The following is a 14852-nucleotide window of genomic DNA, read 5'->3' on the forward strand; positions in this document are numbered from 1 at the left end:
CTTCCCCGCCGTTGCGCTGGACGCCGGCCCAGCCGACTTCCTGCGCAGAAAAACGCCTCTGCCCCCGCCGACGGCGGGGGCAGAGGCATGTGACGGTAGAAGCGAGGATTCTTCCGTTGCCGCTTCGGCGGGGCCGAAGCGGCAACGGGATGGTGAGCGGTTGCGTGGGAAGTCGATCCGGTCGACTTTCCACGGAGAAGAGGCAGCCGGAACGAACGAGGTGATGCCGACCGTCAGGACGTGGGAGGCATCGGGGCGAAGTAGTCACGGAGCATGTCGGTGGTCCATGCGGGTTGGCGCACCTCTCCGCGCGGTCCGAACTCCTTGAACCAGGGCTTCACTTCGAGGACCGGGGTGCCGTCGATGGCGTCCAGGTCCTCGACGTGCAGGTCCAGGCCATCGACCTTCGCGAGACGGCAGCGGGAGGACCCGAGCCAGTTGATCCGCCGCATGTTCCGGTGGCCGAACACACCGACCTCGGGCCAGTCCGGGTTGTCCCGGGGGCGGCGCGCACCGAAGTTCAGGTCGGTCGGGTCGGTCCTGTGGAACCGGAAGATCACGTCGAGGTGGGAGAACTCCTCCAGCCCCTTCGTCGCGTCCGGCGGGAACCTGTCTCCGTCGAGGCGGATGATGGCGCGGGTTCCTCCCCAGTAGTCGTCGGTCGGTTCCGTACGGCCTCCCACGACGTGTCCGATCGCTTCCACGCTGAAGACATCACCCACGGGTCTTCCCCTCCTGTGAACGAACCGCGCCAGGGTGGCGGGTCAGATGGTGGCCGCCAGGTATTCAGCGGCGTGTCGGTCCACGGCGTCGATGAGAGGCACCTTCCAGCCGCGGTAGGGGACAGCGCGCCGCGTATCTGTAGGGCAACGTCGCGGGACGGCATGTAGTTGTTTGTTCCTGTCGTAGGCAGGTCTGACCAGTTGACGCGTGCACTATCTCGCGTCCCCTGTGTGCCGAGTAGTGTCGCGGGCATGGCTGACTTTTTGATCATGATCACCACCGTCGACAGCGAGGCCGCTGGCGCCAAGCTGTCCCGCTCTGCAGTCGAAGCCGGTTTGGCTGCTTCAGGGCAGGTCACCGGGCCGGTCGCCACGACCTACCGACACCTTGGCGAGGTGTGCGAGGGCATCGAGTGGCAGGTGACCTTTCGTACAACGAAGGATCGGGTGGCCGAGTTGGAGGGGCATGTCGTTGCGGAGCATCCGTACGACAGCCCGGAGGCGATCTCGCTGCCGATTCTGTCCGGACCGAAGCTCTATCTGGACTGGATCACCCGGGCGACGCGACCTGCGGGAGGCTAGGACGCCACGCTGCGTTCCAGGAGTTCAGCGACTGGCGAGAGCTGGCGGTGTTGTTGAAGTCGGTGGAGGAGAATGCGGGAGCGTCCGGCCGGGCGGGTCGAGGCGAGCCCTTGGGAGAGGTCGAGGATTTTGCCGGTGATCGCGGCGGAGTGCTCGATCTCTCCCGCGTCCAGATAAGCGGAGGCCAGCCAGGACAGGTAGAGGGCCTTGTCGCGGGCCATGGTGTCGTCGTAGCGGGACAACGCTGACTCCAGGGCGGGGATGGCTCGCAGCGGTCGGTGGAGCTCGGCCCAGCATCGGCCGGTCATGATGGAGATTTCGTCCAAGTTGATCCAGTACACCCAGTCCGGCTCCGGCCGGTCGGCCTCCTCGCGGATGGCTTCTTCGGCAGCAGCGAGAGCGCGTTCGGTGGCATTGGCGTTGCCGTTGGTGGCGTGCTGCCAGGCCAGGCGGTCCCACAGCAGGGCCCGCACCGCCGGTGAGGCGTCGCGTCCGGCTGTCTCGCAGGCCGCCGTGGCGAACTCGATCCCGGAGCCGCCTCCGGTGGCCCACTCCAGGTAGGCGAGGAAGGCGTAGGAGTTTCCCGCCAGCGAGCTGTCCTTGGCGGTCTGAGCTGCGGTCATCGCGGTCAGGTAGTGCGAACGCGCTTCGCCGTAGCGGCCCGCGTCGAATGCCGCCCACCCGGCGAGCTGGGCCTGTTCGGCAATGACACTCCGCAGGCCGGTCCCGGTGTTCTCGGTGTAGGCGCCTTCGTCGACCAGGCGGACCGTATCCCCCAGCTCCTTGCAGTACATGGCGTAGGTGTCTCCGCCACCCATGAAGTCGTCCAGGCGGCGCAGCCGCGCGGTTCGCGCGCGCAACTGTCGGGGCACGTCCGCGCCGAGCCTCCGCCCCGAGCCGAGGTAGTCGATCGCTGGTATCACCGCGATCCCGGCTCCCGCTGCCATGAACTGTCGCCGATTCACGTCCGGCTCCTTCGCCGTCTGCTTGTCTTGCCGCCTGATCCGTCGGGCCGCGATAGCGGCCCTGCGCAGTTCCTCCACCGGCACGTCGAACTCAGCAGCGAGAAGCTGCTGGGACGTTGGGTCGGGCAGGGCCTTCTCGGTCTCCCAGCGGGATACCGTTCCCTGTTCGATCGGGTAATTCCGACGTTTCGACAGATCGCCGGCCAACTCCTCCTGCGTACGGCCGGTGGCTTTCCGCAGTCTCCGAAGCAGCGGGCCGATCGTCTCCACGGCGTCGCGCGTGGTCATCCTTGCCGCCCCCGGGGGTGTGCCGAACGTGTCTTACCATACTCGCCATATTTCTGAGCCATGTCCTGAAAACAGCCATGCCTCCTGGCCGATCCACCCGAACGAGAACGGTAGTTGACTATCCATCGGCTCCTCCTTGGAGGCAGCTTCCAGTCGCACGGGTTCCATGCCCACTGGCCGATGGCCGCTTAGGGTTCCTCACCTCGGAGTTCGCTGATGTCCACGTCTCATCTTCGACGTCCCTGTACCACCGCCTTTCCCGCCGAGCTGGCGCAGATCGGTGCCATCCGTCGCTGGGCGAGGACGGTGGCGCCGAAGCTCGACCTCGACCTGAACGATCAGCAGCAAAGCCGTCTGTTGGAGGATGTGGAGCTCGTGCTGTCCGAACTCGGCACCAACGCCATCCTGCACGGCTGCGGTGGCGACCGGCCGGATGTGAAGCTGACCGCCTCCCTCGCGTGCGCCCCGGGCGTGCTGCGCGTGTCCGTGGCGGACCCGGGTGGTGGCGGGCCCGAATACCGCCCGGCGAGCACCGAGGCGACCTGCGGCCGCGGTCTGAGGCTGGTCATGGGGGTCGCGTCCCGGTTCGGCGTCGAGAACCTTGCTGAAGGGGGCAAGGAGATCTGGGCCGAGATCGAACTGCCCGATCCGGTAGGGCAGGTGGCCGCCGTGGTCGAGCAGGTCGGCCGACGGATCGGCCGGCGGACTGGGGAGCCGTGCCCGGGCGCTGAGAGTCCCGCATTGGACCGGATACCGGCGTAGTCATCGCGCCTGCGATCCGGTACGGCCCCATGGGGTTGTGGCCTATCGGACCGCCCTCCCTTCCCGTCCATCCACCACTCCGTACCAGAGGACTGCGCCGTGAGCGTCGGACCGCGCACCAGAACGTTGCTCAAGACCGCCACCCCGGCCCGCAGATTGGACGTCGCGGCCTCCTTCGAGGCCCTGACGCAGGCCTGCGTCCTCACCGGAGACGACGTCGCGAAGGCCGAGCTGGTCAGCGACAGCCCGAACCAGCTGTGGTCGCTGCCCGACTCCCGTGCGCTCGCCATCGTGCACCCCGACCCGGACGAGGCCTGGGCCCTGATCAAGAGCGCGCAGTTCCTGCGACAGCACCAGATTGCCGTCACCTCGCCCTGGTACACGGACATCCGCACGACCGCCGAAGGCCGGGCCGTGACCTTCTGGCAGGACCCGGGGCCACCGAGTACCGACACGTCCCTGTCCGGATGGGTGACCGCCCTCACCCATCGGATCGACCCCGGGACGGCCCCTTGGCTCAGAGAACACGACCCGTTCGCCGGCCTGTTGGACGGTCTGGACGACGCTCCGCTGAACGAGTCCGCCCGCCGGTTCCTGCGCGAGCACACCGCCCAGCTGCGCGAGGAGTGGGACTACCTCGACTGGCCGACGCCGGACACCGTCATCCTCGGCGCCCTCGGCATGGTCCCCTGTCACGATGACGGCGTCCACGTGGGACTCCTGCTTCGCCGCCCGCTCCGTCGCGGCCACCGGGAATGGGACCTGGTCGCCGCCCGCTGGCGCTCCGAACTCCTCATCGGCCCACGCCAGGACCACCGGACCTACGCCGACACCTACCTCTCGTATGAACGCGAGGACCGGCTCCCGCAGCACCCCTACATCGGAGCATGGTCCGGCTACCAGGTCGTACGCGACGTCGTCGTCCTCACCGCGGTGATGGACACGGTGCGCCGCGCCCACCTGGACGCCAACACCCGTCAGGAAGTCGCCCACCGGATCAAGTGCCTGCGCGGAGCCCACCCGGCCCCGTGGAACTGGGGGCCACGATGACAAGCCCGAACGAGGAGACGGAATTTCACATGGGCGTGACCCGAGGGTTCTTCATCACCATCGACGGTCTCAGCGCGAGCGGGAAGACCACTGTCGCTCCGCTGGTCGCCGCCTTGGTCAACGGGGTTCACCTCACCGACGGGACATTGCCGACGTTCCCCCGCATGCGTGCTGAGGTGGACGCCGCCGGCATCCTGTCGGCGCGGTTCCACTGGTGGATGATGGCCAACCACATCAAATCCGAGACCGCTCGAGCGCTTGTCGAGTCCGGTCGGACGGTGGTGGTCGAGTCCTACTTCCCGCGCACGATCGCCACGCACCGGGCGATGGGGCACGACTGCCTGCCGCGGTATCCGGACGGGGCCCTCGTCCCACACGTGCCGATTCTGCTGGAGGTGGACGAACGCGTCCGCCAGGAGCGGCTTCGTCGGCGGGCCGAGCTGGGGACGCTGAGCTCCTGGCATCGACGGGAGGAGTCGAACGTGGCCGAAAGTGCCCGTGTGTACCGGGCGTTCGGACTGCTGCCGGTGGACGGCACCGACCGCACGCCTGATGAGGTGGCTCGCGGTATCGCCGGTACCGTGCGCTCGCACGCTCGTACCGCATCGAGGAAGGCAACCTTCCATGACCGCAATTGAGTTCGAGGCGAAGGTCCTCAACATCGAGCCGGAGGCCATGCGCGCGCTCCTGGCCGAGGCCGGGGCGGAGCACCTGGCCGACCGGTTCCAGCGCCGCTACGTCTACGACATCCCCGGCCGGCCGGGTGCGTGGGTCCGGCTGCGTGACACGGGCACCGACGTCACCCTGTGCGTCAAGGAGATCCACTCCGACGCGATCGACGGTGTGACCGAAACGGAGACGGCGGTCGGCGACTTCGACTCGATGAACGCGCTCCTCGGCAAGCTCGGCTATCAGCCGAAGGCGTACCAGGAGAACCGCCGGTCCTCCTGGAGGCTGGCCGGCGCGGCCGTCGAGATCGACCACTGGCCGCTGATTCCCCCCTACCTGGAGATCGAGGGCGACAGCGCCGAACACGTCCACGCGACGGCCCTCGCGCTCAAGCTCCCTCTCGAGGAACTGACGAGCGAGAACACGACCAAGGTCTACCGCCGGTACGGGATCGACATCGAGTCGATCCCCCGGCTCACGTTCGAGTGACGGAGACGAGTCCTGTCAGCTACCCGTCGTCCCGCGGTCAGGGTCGTCCGGGACCGGACCATCCGTGTCAAGGTGATCGACGACTGCGGACTGGCGTGCACGTTCTGCCACAACGAGGGAACGCCGGTCACCGCCGACAACCCCGGGAACGCCGAGGGCCCGCACGTTCGCGTCGAACGTGCGGGCCCCTTCGTGAGTACGGTGGCTCAGCGGGTGGCGAGGGACTCCAGGAGCCGGTCGAGGGAGGTGCCGAGGCCCCAGCGGGCGGAGAGTTCCTCCAGCGTCATGGGGTAGAGGGGCTCGCGGGGGAGGGCCGGGTCGAAGGAAGGCAGGGGGGCGTCGTCGGCGACGCGGACGACCTTGGGGGCGACGTCGAGGTAGGCGGCGCCCTCGACGATGTTGCGGCGGCGGGCCGGGGTGAGCTTGGAGCCGACGTCGAGGGCGGCGGCGCGGATGGCCGCGAGGTCGCCGTACTCGTTGATCAGCTGGGCGGCGGTCTTCTCGCCGATGCCCTTGACGCCGGGCAGGCCGTCCGACGGGTCCCCGCGCAGGGCGGCCATGTCGGCGTACTGGGCGCCGCGCACGCCGTACTTCTCCAGCAGCACCGCGTCGTCGGTGACCTGGAGGTTGCCCATGCCCTTGACCGGGTAGAGCACGGTGATCGCGCGGGCGTCGTCCACCAGTTGGAAGAGGTCGCGGTCGCCGGTGACGATCTGCACCGGCCCGGTGGCGCGGGCGGTGAGGGTGCCGATCACGTCGTCCGCCTCGTAGCCGGGGGAGCCGACCCGGGCGATGCCGAGGGCGTCCAGCACCTGTTCGATCACCGGGACCTGCGGGGCCAGCGTGTCGGGCACCTCCTCCTCGCCGTCCTCGGCCGCCTCGGCGACCCGGTGGGTCTTGTAGGAGGGGACGAGGTCGACCCGCCACTGGGGGCGCCAGTCGGCGTCCATGCAGGCCACCAGCTGATCGGGCCGGTGGTCGTGGACCAGCCTGGCGATGAAGTCCAACAGGCCGCGGACGGCGTTGACCGGCTCACCCTGCGGCGAGCGCAGGGTGTCCGGTACGCCGAAGTAGGCCCGGAAGTACAGGCTGGCGGAGTCGAGCAGCATCAGTCGGGGTGCGGTCACGTGTCAGATCATGCCGCACCCGGGCGACAGGAACCGCTCAGTGCTCGTGCGGTCCGGCGCGGTGGACCGGGCCGTGGGCGTCGGCGCAGTGTTCGTTGGCGGCGTCGGTCGGGGTGGCGATCTGCAGCAGCGCGCCCGCCTCGTCCTCGCCGACGTGGTCGACCTGGAGGGTGGAGTGGGTGATGCCGTACTCCTGCGAGAGCCGGCGCTGCAGGGAACGCCGCACCGCGTGGCAGTCGCCGCCGGGGGTGACCAGGATGTGTGCGGACAGGGCGGGCTGGCCGGAGGTGATCTCCCAGATGTGCAGGTCGTGGATCTCCTCGACCAGCGGCTCGGTGACCATCCGGTCGGCCACCGTGTCCGGGTCGATCCCGGCCGGGGCGGCCTCCAGGAAGATCCGCCCGGAGTCCCGGACCAGCGCGATGCCGGCCTTGAGCATCAGCGCGACGACGATCAGCGAGGCGATGGCGTCGGCCCGTGCGAAGCCGGTGGTCAGGACGACGGCGCCGGCGACGGCGGTGGCGATGAACGCGTACAGGTCGGTCAGCACGTGCTGGAAGGCGCCCTCGACGTTCAGTGAACTGCGGTTGGCCTTGGACATGCACCAGGTGGCCGCGAGGTTGACCACGATCCCGACCAGCGCGGTGACCAGCACCAGTGAGCCGGTGACCTCCGGCGGTTCGAGCAGCCGGGTGATCGCCTCGTAGCCCAGCCAGGCCGACAGCACCAGCAGGGTGACGCCGTTGGCCTGGGCGGAGAGGATCTCGGCGCGCTTGAGTCCGTAGGTGTAGCCGCCCCGGGCCGGGCGGGCGGCGAGCCGCATGGCGACCAGCGCGAGCACGATCGAGGCGGCGTCGGTGAGCATGTGGGCCGCGTCCGAGATCAGCGCCAGGGACTGGGCGGCGAAGCCGACCGCGACCTCGCCGGCCATGAAGACGACGATCAGGGTGAGGGCGCCGAGCAGCCAGCGTCGGTCCGCGTCGGCGGAGACGCCGTGCGAGTGGCCGCCGTGGCCGCCCGAACCGTGCGCGTGCCCGCCTGAGCCCTGCGCATGCGAGTGCCTGTGGTCATGCGCATGATCATCGTGCGAATGCTCCTGCCCGGCCATGGAAGTCCTCTCTGGGCGCACGGGTGGGAAGCGGGGTGCGTCGTGACCGCCCCGCAACCGAAGTGAACCGCAGAATCGACAAAGATCCAAAGGCTGTACTGGTGACCGTTGTCGTTGCCGTTCCCGGGGGCGCACCCGGTGCGTTCCGCACCCCGCCGAACAACCGAAATCCCCTTCCCCCGCGCCCAGTTGTGCTACCCCAGCATCAGTGTGTCGAGGACCGCCGCGGTGGCCGCCCTGACCAGGGCCCGCATCAGCCGCAGGTCGTCCCCCTGCTCCGGGTGCCACTGCACCCCGAGCGTGAACCCCGGCCCCTCCACCGCCTCCACCGTCCCGTCCGGCGCGTGGGCGCTCACCCGTAGACCCGACCCCACCTGGTCGACGGCCTGGTGGTGGAAGGTCGGCACCTCCAACTCGCTCTCCGGCAGCAGCCCGCCCAGCAGCGTCCCCGGCACCGGGCGCACCGGGTGCGAGCCGTAGCGGCCGGGCGTCCCGCCGTGCACGTCCACCGGCACCACGTCCGGCAGGTGCTGCACCAGCGTCCCGCCGCACACCACGTTCAGGATCTGCATCCCCCGGCAGACCGCCAGCAGGGGCATGCCCGCCGCCAGTGCCGACCGCAGCAGCGCGACCTCCCAGGCGTCCCGCTCCGGCGAGTCCACCTCCGTCGCCGGGTGGGCCGGCTCCCCGTAGTAGGCCGGGTCGATGTCCGGCCCGCCGGCGATCACCAGGCCGTCCAGCCGGGCCAGCACCTCCGGCGCGCGCTCCGGGGCGTCCGGCGGCAGCAGGACCGCGATCCCGCCGGAGTCCCGGACCTGCGCGGTGTACCGCTCGGGCAGCAGGGCCACCCGGCGGCCCCGCCAATCGCTCCAACTCGCGTCCACCAGGTAGGTGCTGACGCCGATCAAAGGCCTGCGATCCATGGCGCGCATTCTCCCCCCAGAGCGGCTGATCCACCGTCAGCCACGCGCGTCGGCGCGCCCCGGGCGGGCGGCGTCGCGTCGGTTCCCGGCCGGACCCCGGCCCGTCCCCTCCCGACACCCGCCCGCCCTCTTCCGCCCCGCGAGCCGCAGGCCGTACGGTTCGCTGTGACCGCTTGATCTCGAAGAGTGATCGAGGAGGAGGGCTCGGCCATGCCCGATACGCCCGAACTGTCCGCACGGGCCGCCGCCGGCGCGCCGTCCCGGCCGCCGCTGACCCTGGACGGCCTGCGCACCCTGGTGGACGCCGGCGAGGTGCACACCGTCGCGCTCGCCTTCACCGACATGCAGGGCCGTCTCCAGGGCAAGCGCTTCGCCGCCCGGTTCTTCCTCGACGAGGTCGCCGAGCACGGCGCCGAGGCCTGCGACTACCTGCTGGCCGTCGACGTCGACCTGAACACCGTGGACGGCTACGCCTTCTCCTCCTGGGCCACCGGCTACGGCGACTTCGCGATGCGCCCCGACCTCGGCACCCTGCGGCTGACCCCCTGGCAGCCCGGCACCGCCCAGGTCACCGCCGACCTCGCCCGGCACGGCGGCCACCCGGTGGACGCCGCCCCGCGCCAGCTGCTGCGCCGCCAGATCGCCCGGCTCGCCGAGCACGGTCTGGCCGCCGACATCGGCACCGAGCTGGAGTTCCTGGTCTTCCGCGACACCTACGAGCAGGCCTGGCAGGGCGGCTACCGCGGCCTGACCCCGGCGAACCTCTACAACGTGGACTACTCGATGCTCGGCACCGCCCGGGTCGAGCCGCTGCTGTCCCGGATCCGCACCGAGATGGCCGGCGCCGGCCTGGTGGTGGAGTCCGCCAAGGGCGAGTGCAACCTCGGCCAGCACGAGATCGCCTTCCGCTACGCCGACGCCCTCACCACCTGCGACCAGCACAGCGTCTACAAGACCGGCGCGAAGGAGATCGCCGCCCAACTCGGTTGCTCGCTCACCTTCATGGCCAAGTACGACGAGCGCGAGGGCAACAGCTGCCACATCCACCTCTCGCTGCGCGACGCCGTCGGCGCCCCCGCCTTCGCCGACCGGGACGGCCGGATGACCGACACCATGCGGCACTTCCTGGCCGGCCAGCTGGTCGCGCTGCGCGAGTTCGGCCTGCTGTACGCGCCGAACATCAACTCCTACAAGCGCTACCGCCCGGGCTCCTTCGCTCCGACCGCCGTCGCCTGGGGCCGGGACAACCGCACCTGCGCCTACCGGGTGGTCGGCCACGGCCCCGGCCTGCGGATGGAGAACCGGGTGCCGGGCGGCGACGTCAACCCGTACCTCGCGGTGGCCGGGATGATCGCGGCCGGCCTGCACGGGCTGCAGCGCAAGCTGGAACTGCCCCCACCCTGCCTCGGCAACGCCTACGCGGTCGAGGAGTACGCCCGGGTGCCCGCATCGCTGCGCGAGGCGGCGGACCTGTGGGCGCAGAGCGCCCTGGCCCGGGAGGCCTTCGGTGACGACGTGGTCGACCACTACCTGAACATGGCCCGGGTCGAGCAGGCCGCCTACGACGGGGCGGTCACCGACTGGGAGCGCTACCGATCCTTCGAACGGATGTGACCCGTGACCGAGCCGAACGCGAACACGAACGCGGACGCGGACGCCGAGAGCAGCAGCAGCGTCCGCAATCCCGCCACCGGCGAGGTGCTCGCCACCGTCCCCGACACCACCCCCGGGCAGCTGGACGCGGCCGTCCGGCGCGCGGTGAGGGCCCAGGCCGGCTGGGCCGCGCTGGCCCCCGGCGAACGCGCCCGGCTGCTGCGCCGGTTCGCCGACCAGGTCGACGTGCACGTCCCCGAGCTGGCCGCCCTGGAGGTGGCGCAGGCCGGCCACCTCCTGGCCAACGCCCACTGGGAGGCCGGCAACGTCCGGGACCTCCTGGAGTACGCGGCCGGGGGAGTGGAGCGGCTGACCGGCCGGCAGATCCCCGTCCCCGGGGGCCTGGACGTGACCTTCCACGAGCCGGTGGGCGTGGTCGGGGTGATCGCACCGTGGAACTTCCCGATGCCGATCGCCGCCTGGGGCTTCGCCCCCGCCCTGGCGGCCGGCAACGCCGTCCTGCTCAAGCCCGCCGAGGCCACCCCGCTGACCGCCCTGCGGCTGGCCGAACTCGCCCTCGCGGCCGGCCTGCCCGAGGGCCTGTTCCAGACCGTCCCCGGCGCGGGCGCCACCACCGGCCGGGCCCTGGTGGACCACCCGGCCGTCCGCAAGATCGTCTTCACCGGCTCGACCGTCGTCGGCAAGGAGGTCGCCGCCCGCTGCGCCGCCCACGCCAAGCGGGTCACCCTGGAACTCGGCGGCAAGAGTCCCAACATCGTCTTCGCCGACGCCGACCTGGCCCGCGCCGCCGACCCGATGTCCTTCGCCGACAACAGCGGCCAGGACTGTTGCGCCCGCAGCCGGATCCTGGTCCAGCGCGAGGTGTACGAGGACTTCCTCGCCCTGCTGCTGCCCGCCGTCGAGACCCTGCGCACCGGTGACCCGGCCGACCCGCAGGCCCAGCTCGGCCCGCTGATCTCGGCCGCCCAGGTCCGCCGGGTGTCCTCCTACGTCACCCCCGACCTGCCGGTGCTGGCCCGCGGAAAGGTCCCGGACGGGCCCGGCTACTGGTACCCGCCGACGGTGATCGCCCCCGGGAACCCGGAGGTCCCGGCCGTCACCGAGGAGATCTTCGGCCCGGTCGCCGCCGTCCTGCCGTTCACCGACGAGGCCGACGCGCTGCGGCTGGCCAACGCCACCCGCTACGGGCTGTCCGGCTCGATCTGGACCCGGGACGTCGGCCGGGCGCTGCGCCTGGCCCGGGGCGTACGGGCGGGCAACCTGTCGGTCAACTCGCACTCCTCGGTGCGCTTCTGGACACCCTTCGGCGGCTACGGCGAGTCCGGGGTGGGCCGCGAGCTCGGACCGGACGCGCTGCGCCACTTCACCGAGACCAAGAACGTCTTCATCCACAGCGAGGAGTGACAGCCCGATGAGCGAGAAGCACGCCGCGCGGGACGACGTCGTCTGCCGCCGGCTGGTCGGCCGCACCGCCGTGGTCACCGGCGCGGGCAGCGGGATCGGCCTGGCCGCCGCCCGGCGGCTCGCCTCGGAGGGCGCGAAGGTGGTCTGCGCCGACCTCGACGAGGAGACCGGGCGGGCCGCCGCGAAGCGGGTCGGCGGGCTGTTCGTGCACACCGACGTCACCGACCCGTACATGGTCGAGGCGCTGTTCGACGAGGCGTACGAGACCTACGGTAGCGTGGACGTCGCCTTCAACAACGCGGGCATCTCGCCGCCCGAGGACGACTCGATCCTGACCACCGGACTGGACGCCTGGCGGAAGGTCCAGGAGGTCAACCTGACCTCCGTCTACCTGTGCTGCAAGGCCGCGCTGCCGTACATGCGCCGGCACGGGCGGGGCTCGATCATCAACACCGCCAGCTTCGTGGCCCGGATGGGCGCGGCCACCTCGCAGATCTCCTACACCGCCTCCAAGGGCGGGGTGCTGGCGATGTCCCGCGAGTTGGGCGTGCAGTTCGCCCGGGAGGGCATCCGGGTCAACGCGCTCTCGCCCGGGCCGGTGGACACCCCGCTGCTGCGTGAGCTGTTCGCCGCGGACCCGGAGCGGGCCGCCCGCCGGCTGGTGCACATCCCGCTCGGCCGGTTCGCCCGGGCCGAGGAGATCGCCGCCGCGGTGGCCTTCCTGGCCAGTGACGACTCCTCGTTCATCACGGCGAGCGAGTTCCTGGTGGACGGCGGCATCTCCGGGGCGTACGTGACCCCGCTGTAGTCGCCGCGGGCGGCGCGGCCGGGGTTCTCACCGGAATCTCATCGAAAACGGCCGGAATTCCCGGCTGCGCTGATTTCGCGCTTATCCGGCTGCCTTTAGATTTCTCTACCGTGAGCGAGCAGATTCCCGCCGGGTGGTACCCGGACCCGAAGGACACCTCCGGCGACCCGAGGCCGCAGCGGTGGTGGGACGGCAGGGGCTGGACGGCCGACACCCGGCCCGCGCCCTCGGACGCCCCGACGCCGGGCGCCCCGGCGGGCACTCCGGACTCCCCGCAGGCGGGCACTCCGGACTCCCCGGAGGCGGAGCCGACGGGCGCCGCGACCCCGCAGCCTGGGACGGCCGGCCGTCCCCGGGTGCTGGAGGGCGAGGTGCTGGACAGCGGCCCGACCGTCCGCTACCCGGAGCCGCCGCCCTTCGGCACCGCCTACGGCTCGCCCGCCGGGCCGCCGCGCAAGCCCCGGCGCAAGCCCTCCAAGCTGGTGGTCGCGACCACCCTCGCCGCCCTGCTCGGCCTCGGCGCGGGCTCGGGGATCACCTACCTCGCGATGGACGGCCACGGGGACCGCGCCCGGCGCAGCGCCCGCCCGGCCCCGCAGGACGGCTCCGGCCCGTGGGGCGGCCTCCCGGGCTTCGGCGACCCCGGCGACGGCGGGAGCGGGGACGGCAAGGGCGGCAAGGGCGGCAACGGGGGCGGGGGCGGAAACGGCGGCGGCCGGACCCGCCCGAGCACCGACCAGGCGATCGACGTGGTCAACCGGATCGTCCTGCCGGTCCCGGACGGCTGGCAGGCCGGCACCACCGACAAGGGCTACGCCATGCTCACCGTCGGCTCGTACACCTGCGTGGACGGCAAGAACGAGTGCTCCCTCGGCGGGGCGACCACCGGCCGGATCACCGGCGGCGGCACCGACGTCCAGGCGGCGGCCAAGGCCGACATCGCGTCGGCGGCCAAGGACTCGTACGGTGACCTCACCGGGCACCAGGAGCTCAAGTCGGAGGCCGTGAAGGTCAACGGCCAGGACGGCTACCTGGTCCGCTGGAAGGCGGACGCGGCCAAGGGCAACAGCGGCTACGTGCAGACCGTGGTCTTCCCGTCCGCCGACGGGAAGGCGCTGGTCTCGGTGCACTTCGGCTTCGACATCGCCGACAAGTCGCCGGACGTCGCGGTGATGGACACCATCGTCCAGGGCATCACCACCTACAAGGGCAAGCTCCCGGCCATCCCCGGCCTGCCCGGGACCGGCTCCGGCGGCACCACCACCTGAGCCCCGCGCTCCTCACACCACACGGCGGCGGCCCACCCGGAGGGAAACCGGGCGGGCCGCCGTTCGTCGTCGCGCGGGGTGGTGTTACGGGACCGGGCCGGACGGGGGAGTGGCCGGCCCGGTCCCGTGCCCGGCGTCAGGAGTCGCGTCGAACAGCCTCGACGCGACGGCGCCGGAGCACCATGCCGGCCCAGCCGACGCCGATCGCGGCGGCGCCGGCGAGCAGCAGCGGACCGGTGGCCGAGGTGCCGCCCACGGCCGCGGAGGCGGTCGGGATCACCCGGCCGGCCGGGGAGTCCGGGTCCCCGCCGTGGCCGTGGTGGGCGACCGTGGACTTGGAGGCGTCGGCCGCGATCTGGGCGTCGCTGGGCGCGGCCGGAGCCTGGGCGGCGAGCGCCGACACGGCGGTGGTGGAGGCGCCGAAGTCGACGTCGGAGCAGGAGTAGAAGGCCTCCGGGCTGTCGCTGCGCTGCCACACCGTGTAGAGGACCTGACGGCCGGTGCGCTGCGGCAGGGTGCCGGAGTAGGTGTAGAAGCCGTTGACGGCGTTGCGATCGACCTGCACCTGGGCGACCGGGGTCGAGTCGAGGTCCGACCACTTCAGCGGCTTGGTGGGGTCGTAGCCCGGCTTGGTGATGTAGACGGTCTGGGTGCCGACGTGCGGCGCGGTGGTGCGGAACTGGAAGGTGAAGGCACCGGCCTTCACCGCGGTAGCCGGCCAGTCGGTGCGCGGCCAGTCCAGCGCCGCGTACTTGTCCCGGTTGGCCGAGCAGAGCTTGCCGTCCGGGATCAGCGCCTGGGAGTTGCCGTTGGCGTTGGCGATGTTGACCTCGTTCCAGTCGTACAGCGGCTGGGTGCCGCCGGCGGCGACGAGGTCCTTGCAGACCTGGGACACCGGGTGCTCGGGGCCCTCGGCGTAGCAGGCGGCGACGCGGCTCACCGGGTTGGTCATCGTGCCGTGGGCGCTGGCGGTACCGGCGGTTGCACCGGCCACCGCGACGACCGCGGCGCCGATCACGCCGACGGACAGGGCGGTTCGCTTGATGGACATGGGGTGGGGACTCCTCGACCGT

15 protein-coding genes and 1 pseudogene are annotated in these 14852 nt (G+C 71.3%); 10 read left to right on the forward strand and 6 right to left on the reverse strand.

Annotation, left to right across the window (positions count from 1 at the left end):
* Positions 1-233 precede the first annotated feature (233 nt).
* Positions 234-722, reverse strand: a complete 489-nt coding sequence (locus tag ACWDBE_RS18115; RefSeq protein WP_449789563.1) for an SAM-dependent methyltransferase — start codon at positions 720-722, stop codon at positions 234-236.
* A 252-nt stretch (positions 723-974) separates the two neighbouring features.
* On the opposite strand from ACWDBE_RS18115, the gene cutA reads away from it, so the two are divergent.
* On the forward strand, positions 975-1304 hold the full coding sequence (gene cutA, locus ACWDBE_RS18120; protein WP_449789562.1) for a divalent-cation tolerance protein CutA: 330 nt from the start codon (positions 975-977) through the stop codon (positions 1302-1304).
* Here the strand turns inward: cutA and ACWDBE_RS18125 are convergent.
* Complete coding sequence (locus ACWDBE_RS18125; protein WP_449789561.1) at positions 1301-2557, reverse strand: helix-turn-helix domain-containing protein; 1257 nt, start codon at positions 2555-2557, stop codon at positions 1301-1303. The genes cutA and ACWDBE_RS18125 overlap by 4 nt on opposite strands.
* 216 nt (positions 2558-2773) lie before the next feature.
* Between ACWDBE_RS18125 and ACWDBE_RS18130 the strand changes: the two genes are divergently transcribed.
* The 5 genes and pseudogenes from ACWDBE_RS18130 to ACWDBE_RS18150 all read left to right on the forward strand — a co-directional run.
* Positions 2774-3319 carry an ATP-binding protein gene (locus tag ACWDBE_RS18130; RefSeq protein ID WP_449789560.1) on the forward strand — a complete coding sequence of 182 codons (546 nt, stop codon included), beginning with the start codon at positions 2774-2776 and terminating at the stop codon, positions 3317-3319.
* A gap of 99 nt (positions 3320-3418) precedes the next feature.
* The gene (locus ACWDBE_RS18135) at positions 3419-4369 is read left to right on the forward strand and encodes a hypothetical protein (RefSeq protein WP_449789559.1); all 951 of its coding nucleotides are present in this window, start codon (positions 3419-3421) and stop codon (positions 4367-4369) included.
* The gene (locus ACWDBE_RS18140) at positions 4366-5007 is read left to right on the forward strand and encodes a hypothetical protein (protein ID WP_449808532.1); all 642 of its coding nucleotides are present in this window, start codon (positions 4366-4368) and stop codon (positions 5005-5007) included. The genes ACWDBE_RS18135 and ACWDBE_RS18140 overlap by 4 nt, the downstream gene beginning before the upstream one ends.
* Positions 4994-5527 carry a class IV adenylate cyclase gene (locus tag ACWDBE_RS18145; RefSeq protein ID WP_449808533.1) on the forward strand — a complete coding sequence of 178 codons (534 nt, stop codon included), beginning with the start codon at positions 4994-4996 and terminating at the stop codon, positions 5525-5527. Before ACWDBE_RS18140 ends, ACWDBE_RS18145 begins: the two co-directional genes overlap by 14 nt.
* 12 nt (positions 5528-5539) lie before the next feature.
* Positions 5540-5686, forward strand: a pseudogene (locus tag ACWDBE_RS18150) (radical SAM protein); the annotation flags it as partial.
* Positions 5687-5733: 47 nt separating this feature from the next.
* On the opposite strand, the gene ACWDBE_RS18155 reads toward ACWDBE_RS18150, so the two are convergent.
* The 3 genes from ACWDBE_RS18155 to ACWDBE_RS18165 all read right to left on the reverse strand — a co-directional run bounded on the left by ACWDBE_RS18155 (position 5734) and on the right by ACWDBE_RS18165 (position 8685).
* The gene (locus tag ACWDBE_RS18155) at positions 5734-6636 is read right to left on the reverse strand and encodes a 5'-3' exonuclease (protein WP_449808601.1); all 903 of its coding nucleotides are present in this window, start codon (positions 6634-6636) and stop codon (positions 5734-5736) included.
* A gap of 55 nt (positions 6637-6691) precedes the next feature.
* On the reverse strand, positions 6692-7762 hold the full coding sequence (locus tag ACWDBE_RS18160; RefSeq protein WP_449808534.1) for a cation diffusion facilitator family transporter: 1071 nt from the start codon (positions 7760-7762) through the stop codon (positions 6692-6694).
* Between the two features lie 194 nt (positions 7763-7956).
* Positions 7957-8685 carry a gamma-glutamyl-gamma-aminobutyrate hydrolase family protein gene (locus ACWDBE_RS18165; RefSeq protein ID WP_449808535.1) on the reverse strand — a complete coding sequence of 243 codons (729 nt, stop codon included), beginning with the start codon at positions 8683-8685 and terminating at the stop codon, positions 7957-7959.
* Between the two features lie 210 nt (positions 8686-8895).
* Here ACWDBE_RS18165 and ACWDBE_RS18170 point away from each other — a divergent pair, with 210 nt between their 5' ends.
* The 4 genes from ACWDBE_RS18170 (at position 8896) to ACWDBE_RS18185 (ending at position 13779) form a co-directional block, all read left to right on the forward strand.
* The gene (locus ACWDBE_RS18170; RefSeq protein ID WP_449789554.1) at positions 8896-10299 is read left to right on the forward strand and encodes a glutamine synthetase family protein; all 1404 of its coding nucleotides are present in this window, start codon (positions 8896-8898) and stop codon (positions 10297-10299) included.
* A 3-nt stretch (positions 10300-10302) separates the two neighbouring features.
* Positions 10303-11703 carry an aldehyde dehydrogenase family protein gene (locus ACWDBE_RS18175; protein WP_449808536.1) on the forward strand — a complete coding sequence of 467 codons (1401 nt, stop codon included), beginning with the start codon at positions 10303-10305 and terminating at the stop codon, positions 11701-11703.
* Between the two features lie 7 nt (positions 11704-11710).
* Positions 11711-12511: a 3-oxoacyl-ACP reductase gene (locus ACWDBE_RS18180; protein ID WP_449789552.1), complete on the forward strand. Its 801-nt coding sequence runs from the start codon at positions 11711-11713 to the stop codon at positions 12509-12511.
* Positions 12512-12621: 110 nt separating this feature from the next.
* Positions 12622-13779: a DUF2510 domain-containing protein gene (locus ACWDBE_RS18185; protein ID WP_449808537.1), complete on the forward strand. Its 1158-nt coding sequence runs from the start codon at positions 12622-12624 to the stop codon at positions 13777-13779.
* A 136-nt stretch (positions 13780-13915) separates the two neighbouring features.
* Here the strand turns inward: ACWDBE_RS18185 and ACWDBE_RS18190 are convergent, their stop codons facing one another.
* Entirely contained in the window at positions 13916-14830 is a 915-nt protein-coding gene (locus tag ACWDBE_RS18190; protein WP_449808538.1) for a lytic polysaccharide monooxygenase auxiliary activity family 9 protein, read from the reverse strand.
* Between the last annotated feature and the right edge of the window lie 22 nt (positions 14831-14852).

The organism is Kitasatospora sp. NPDC001132 (assembly GCF_053598415.1).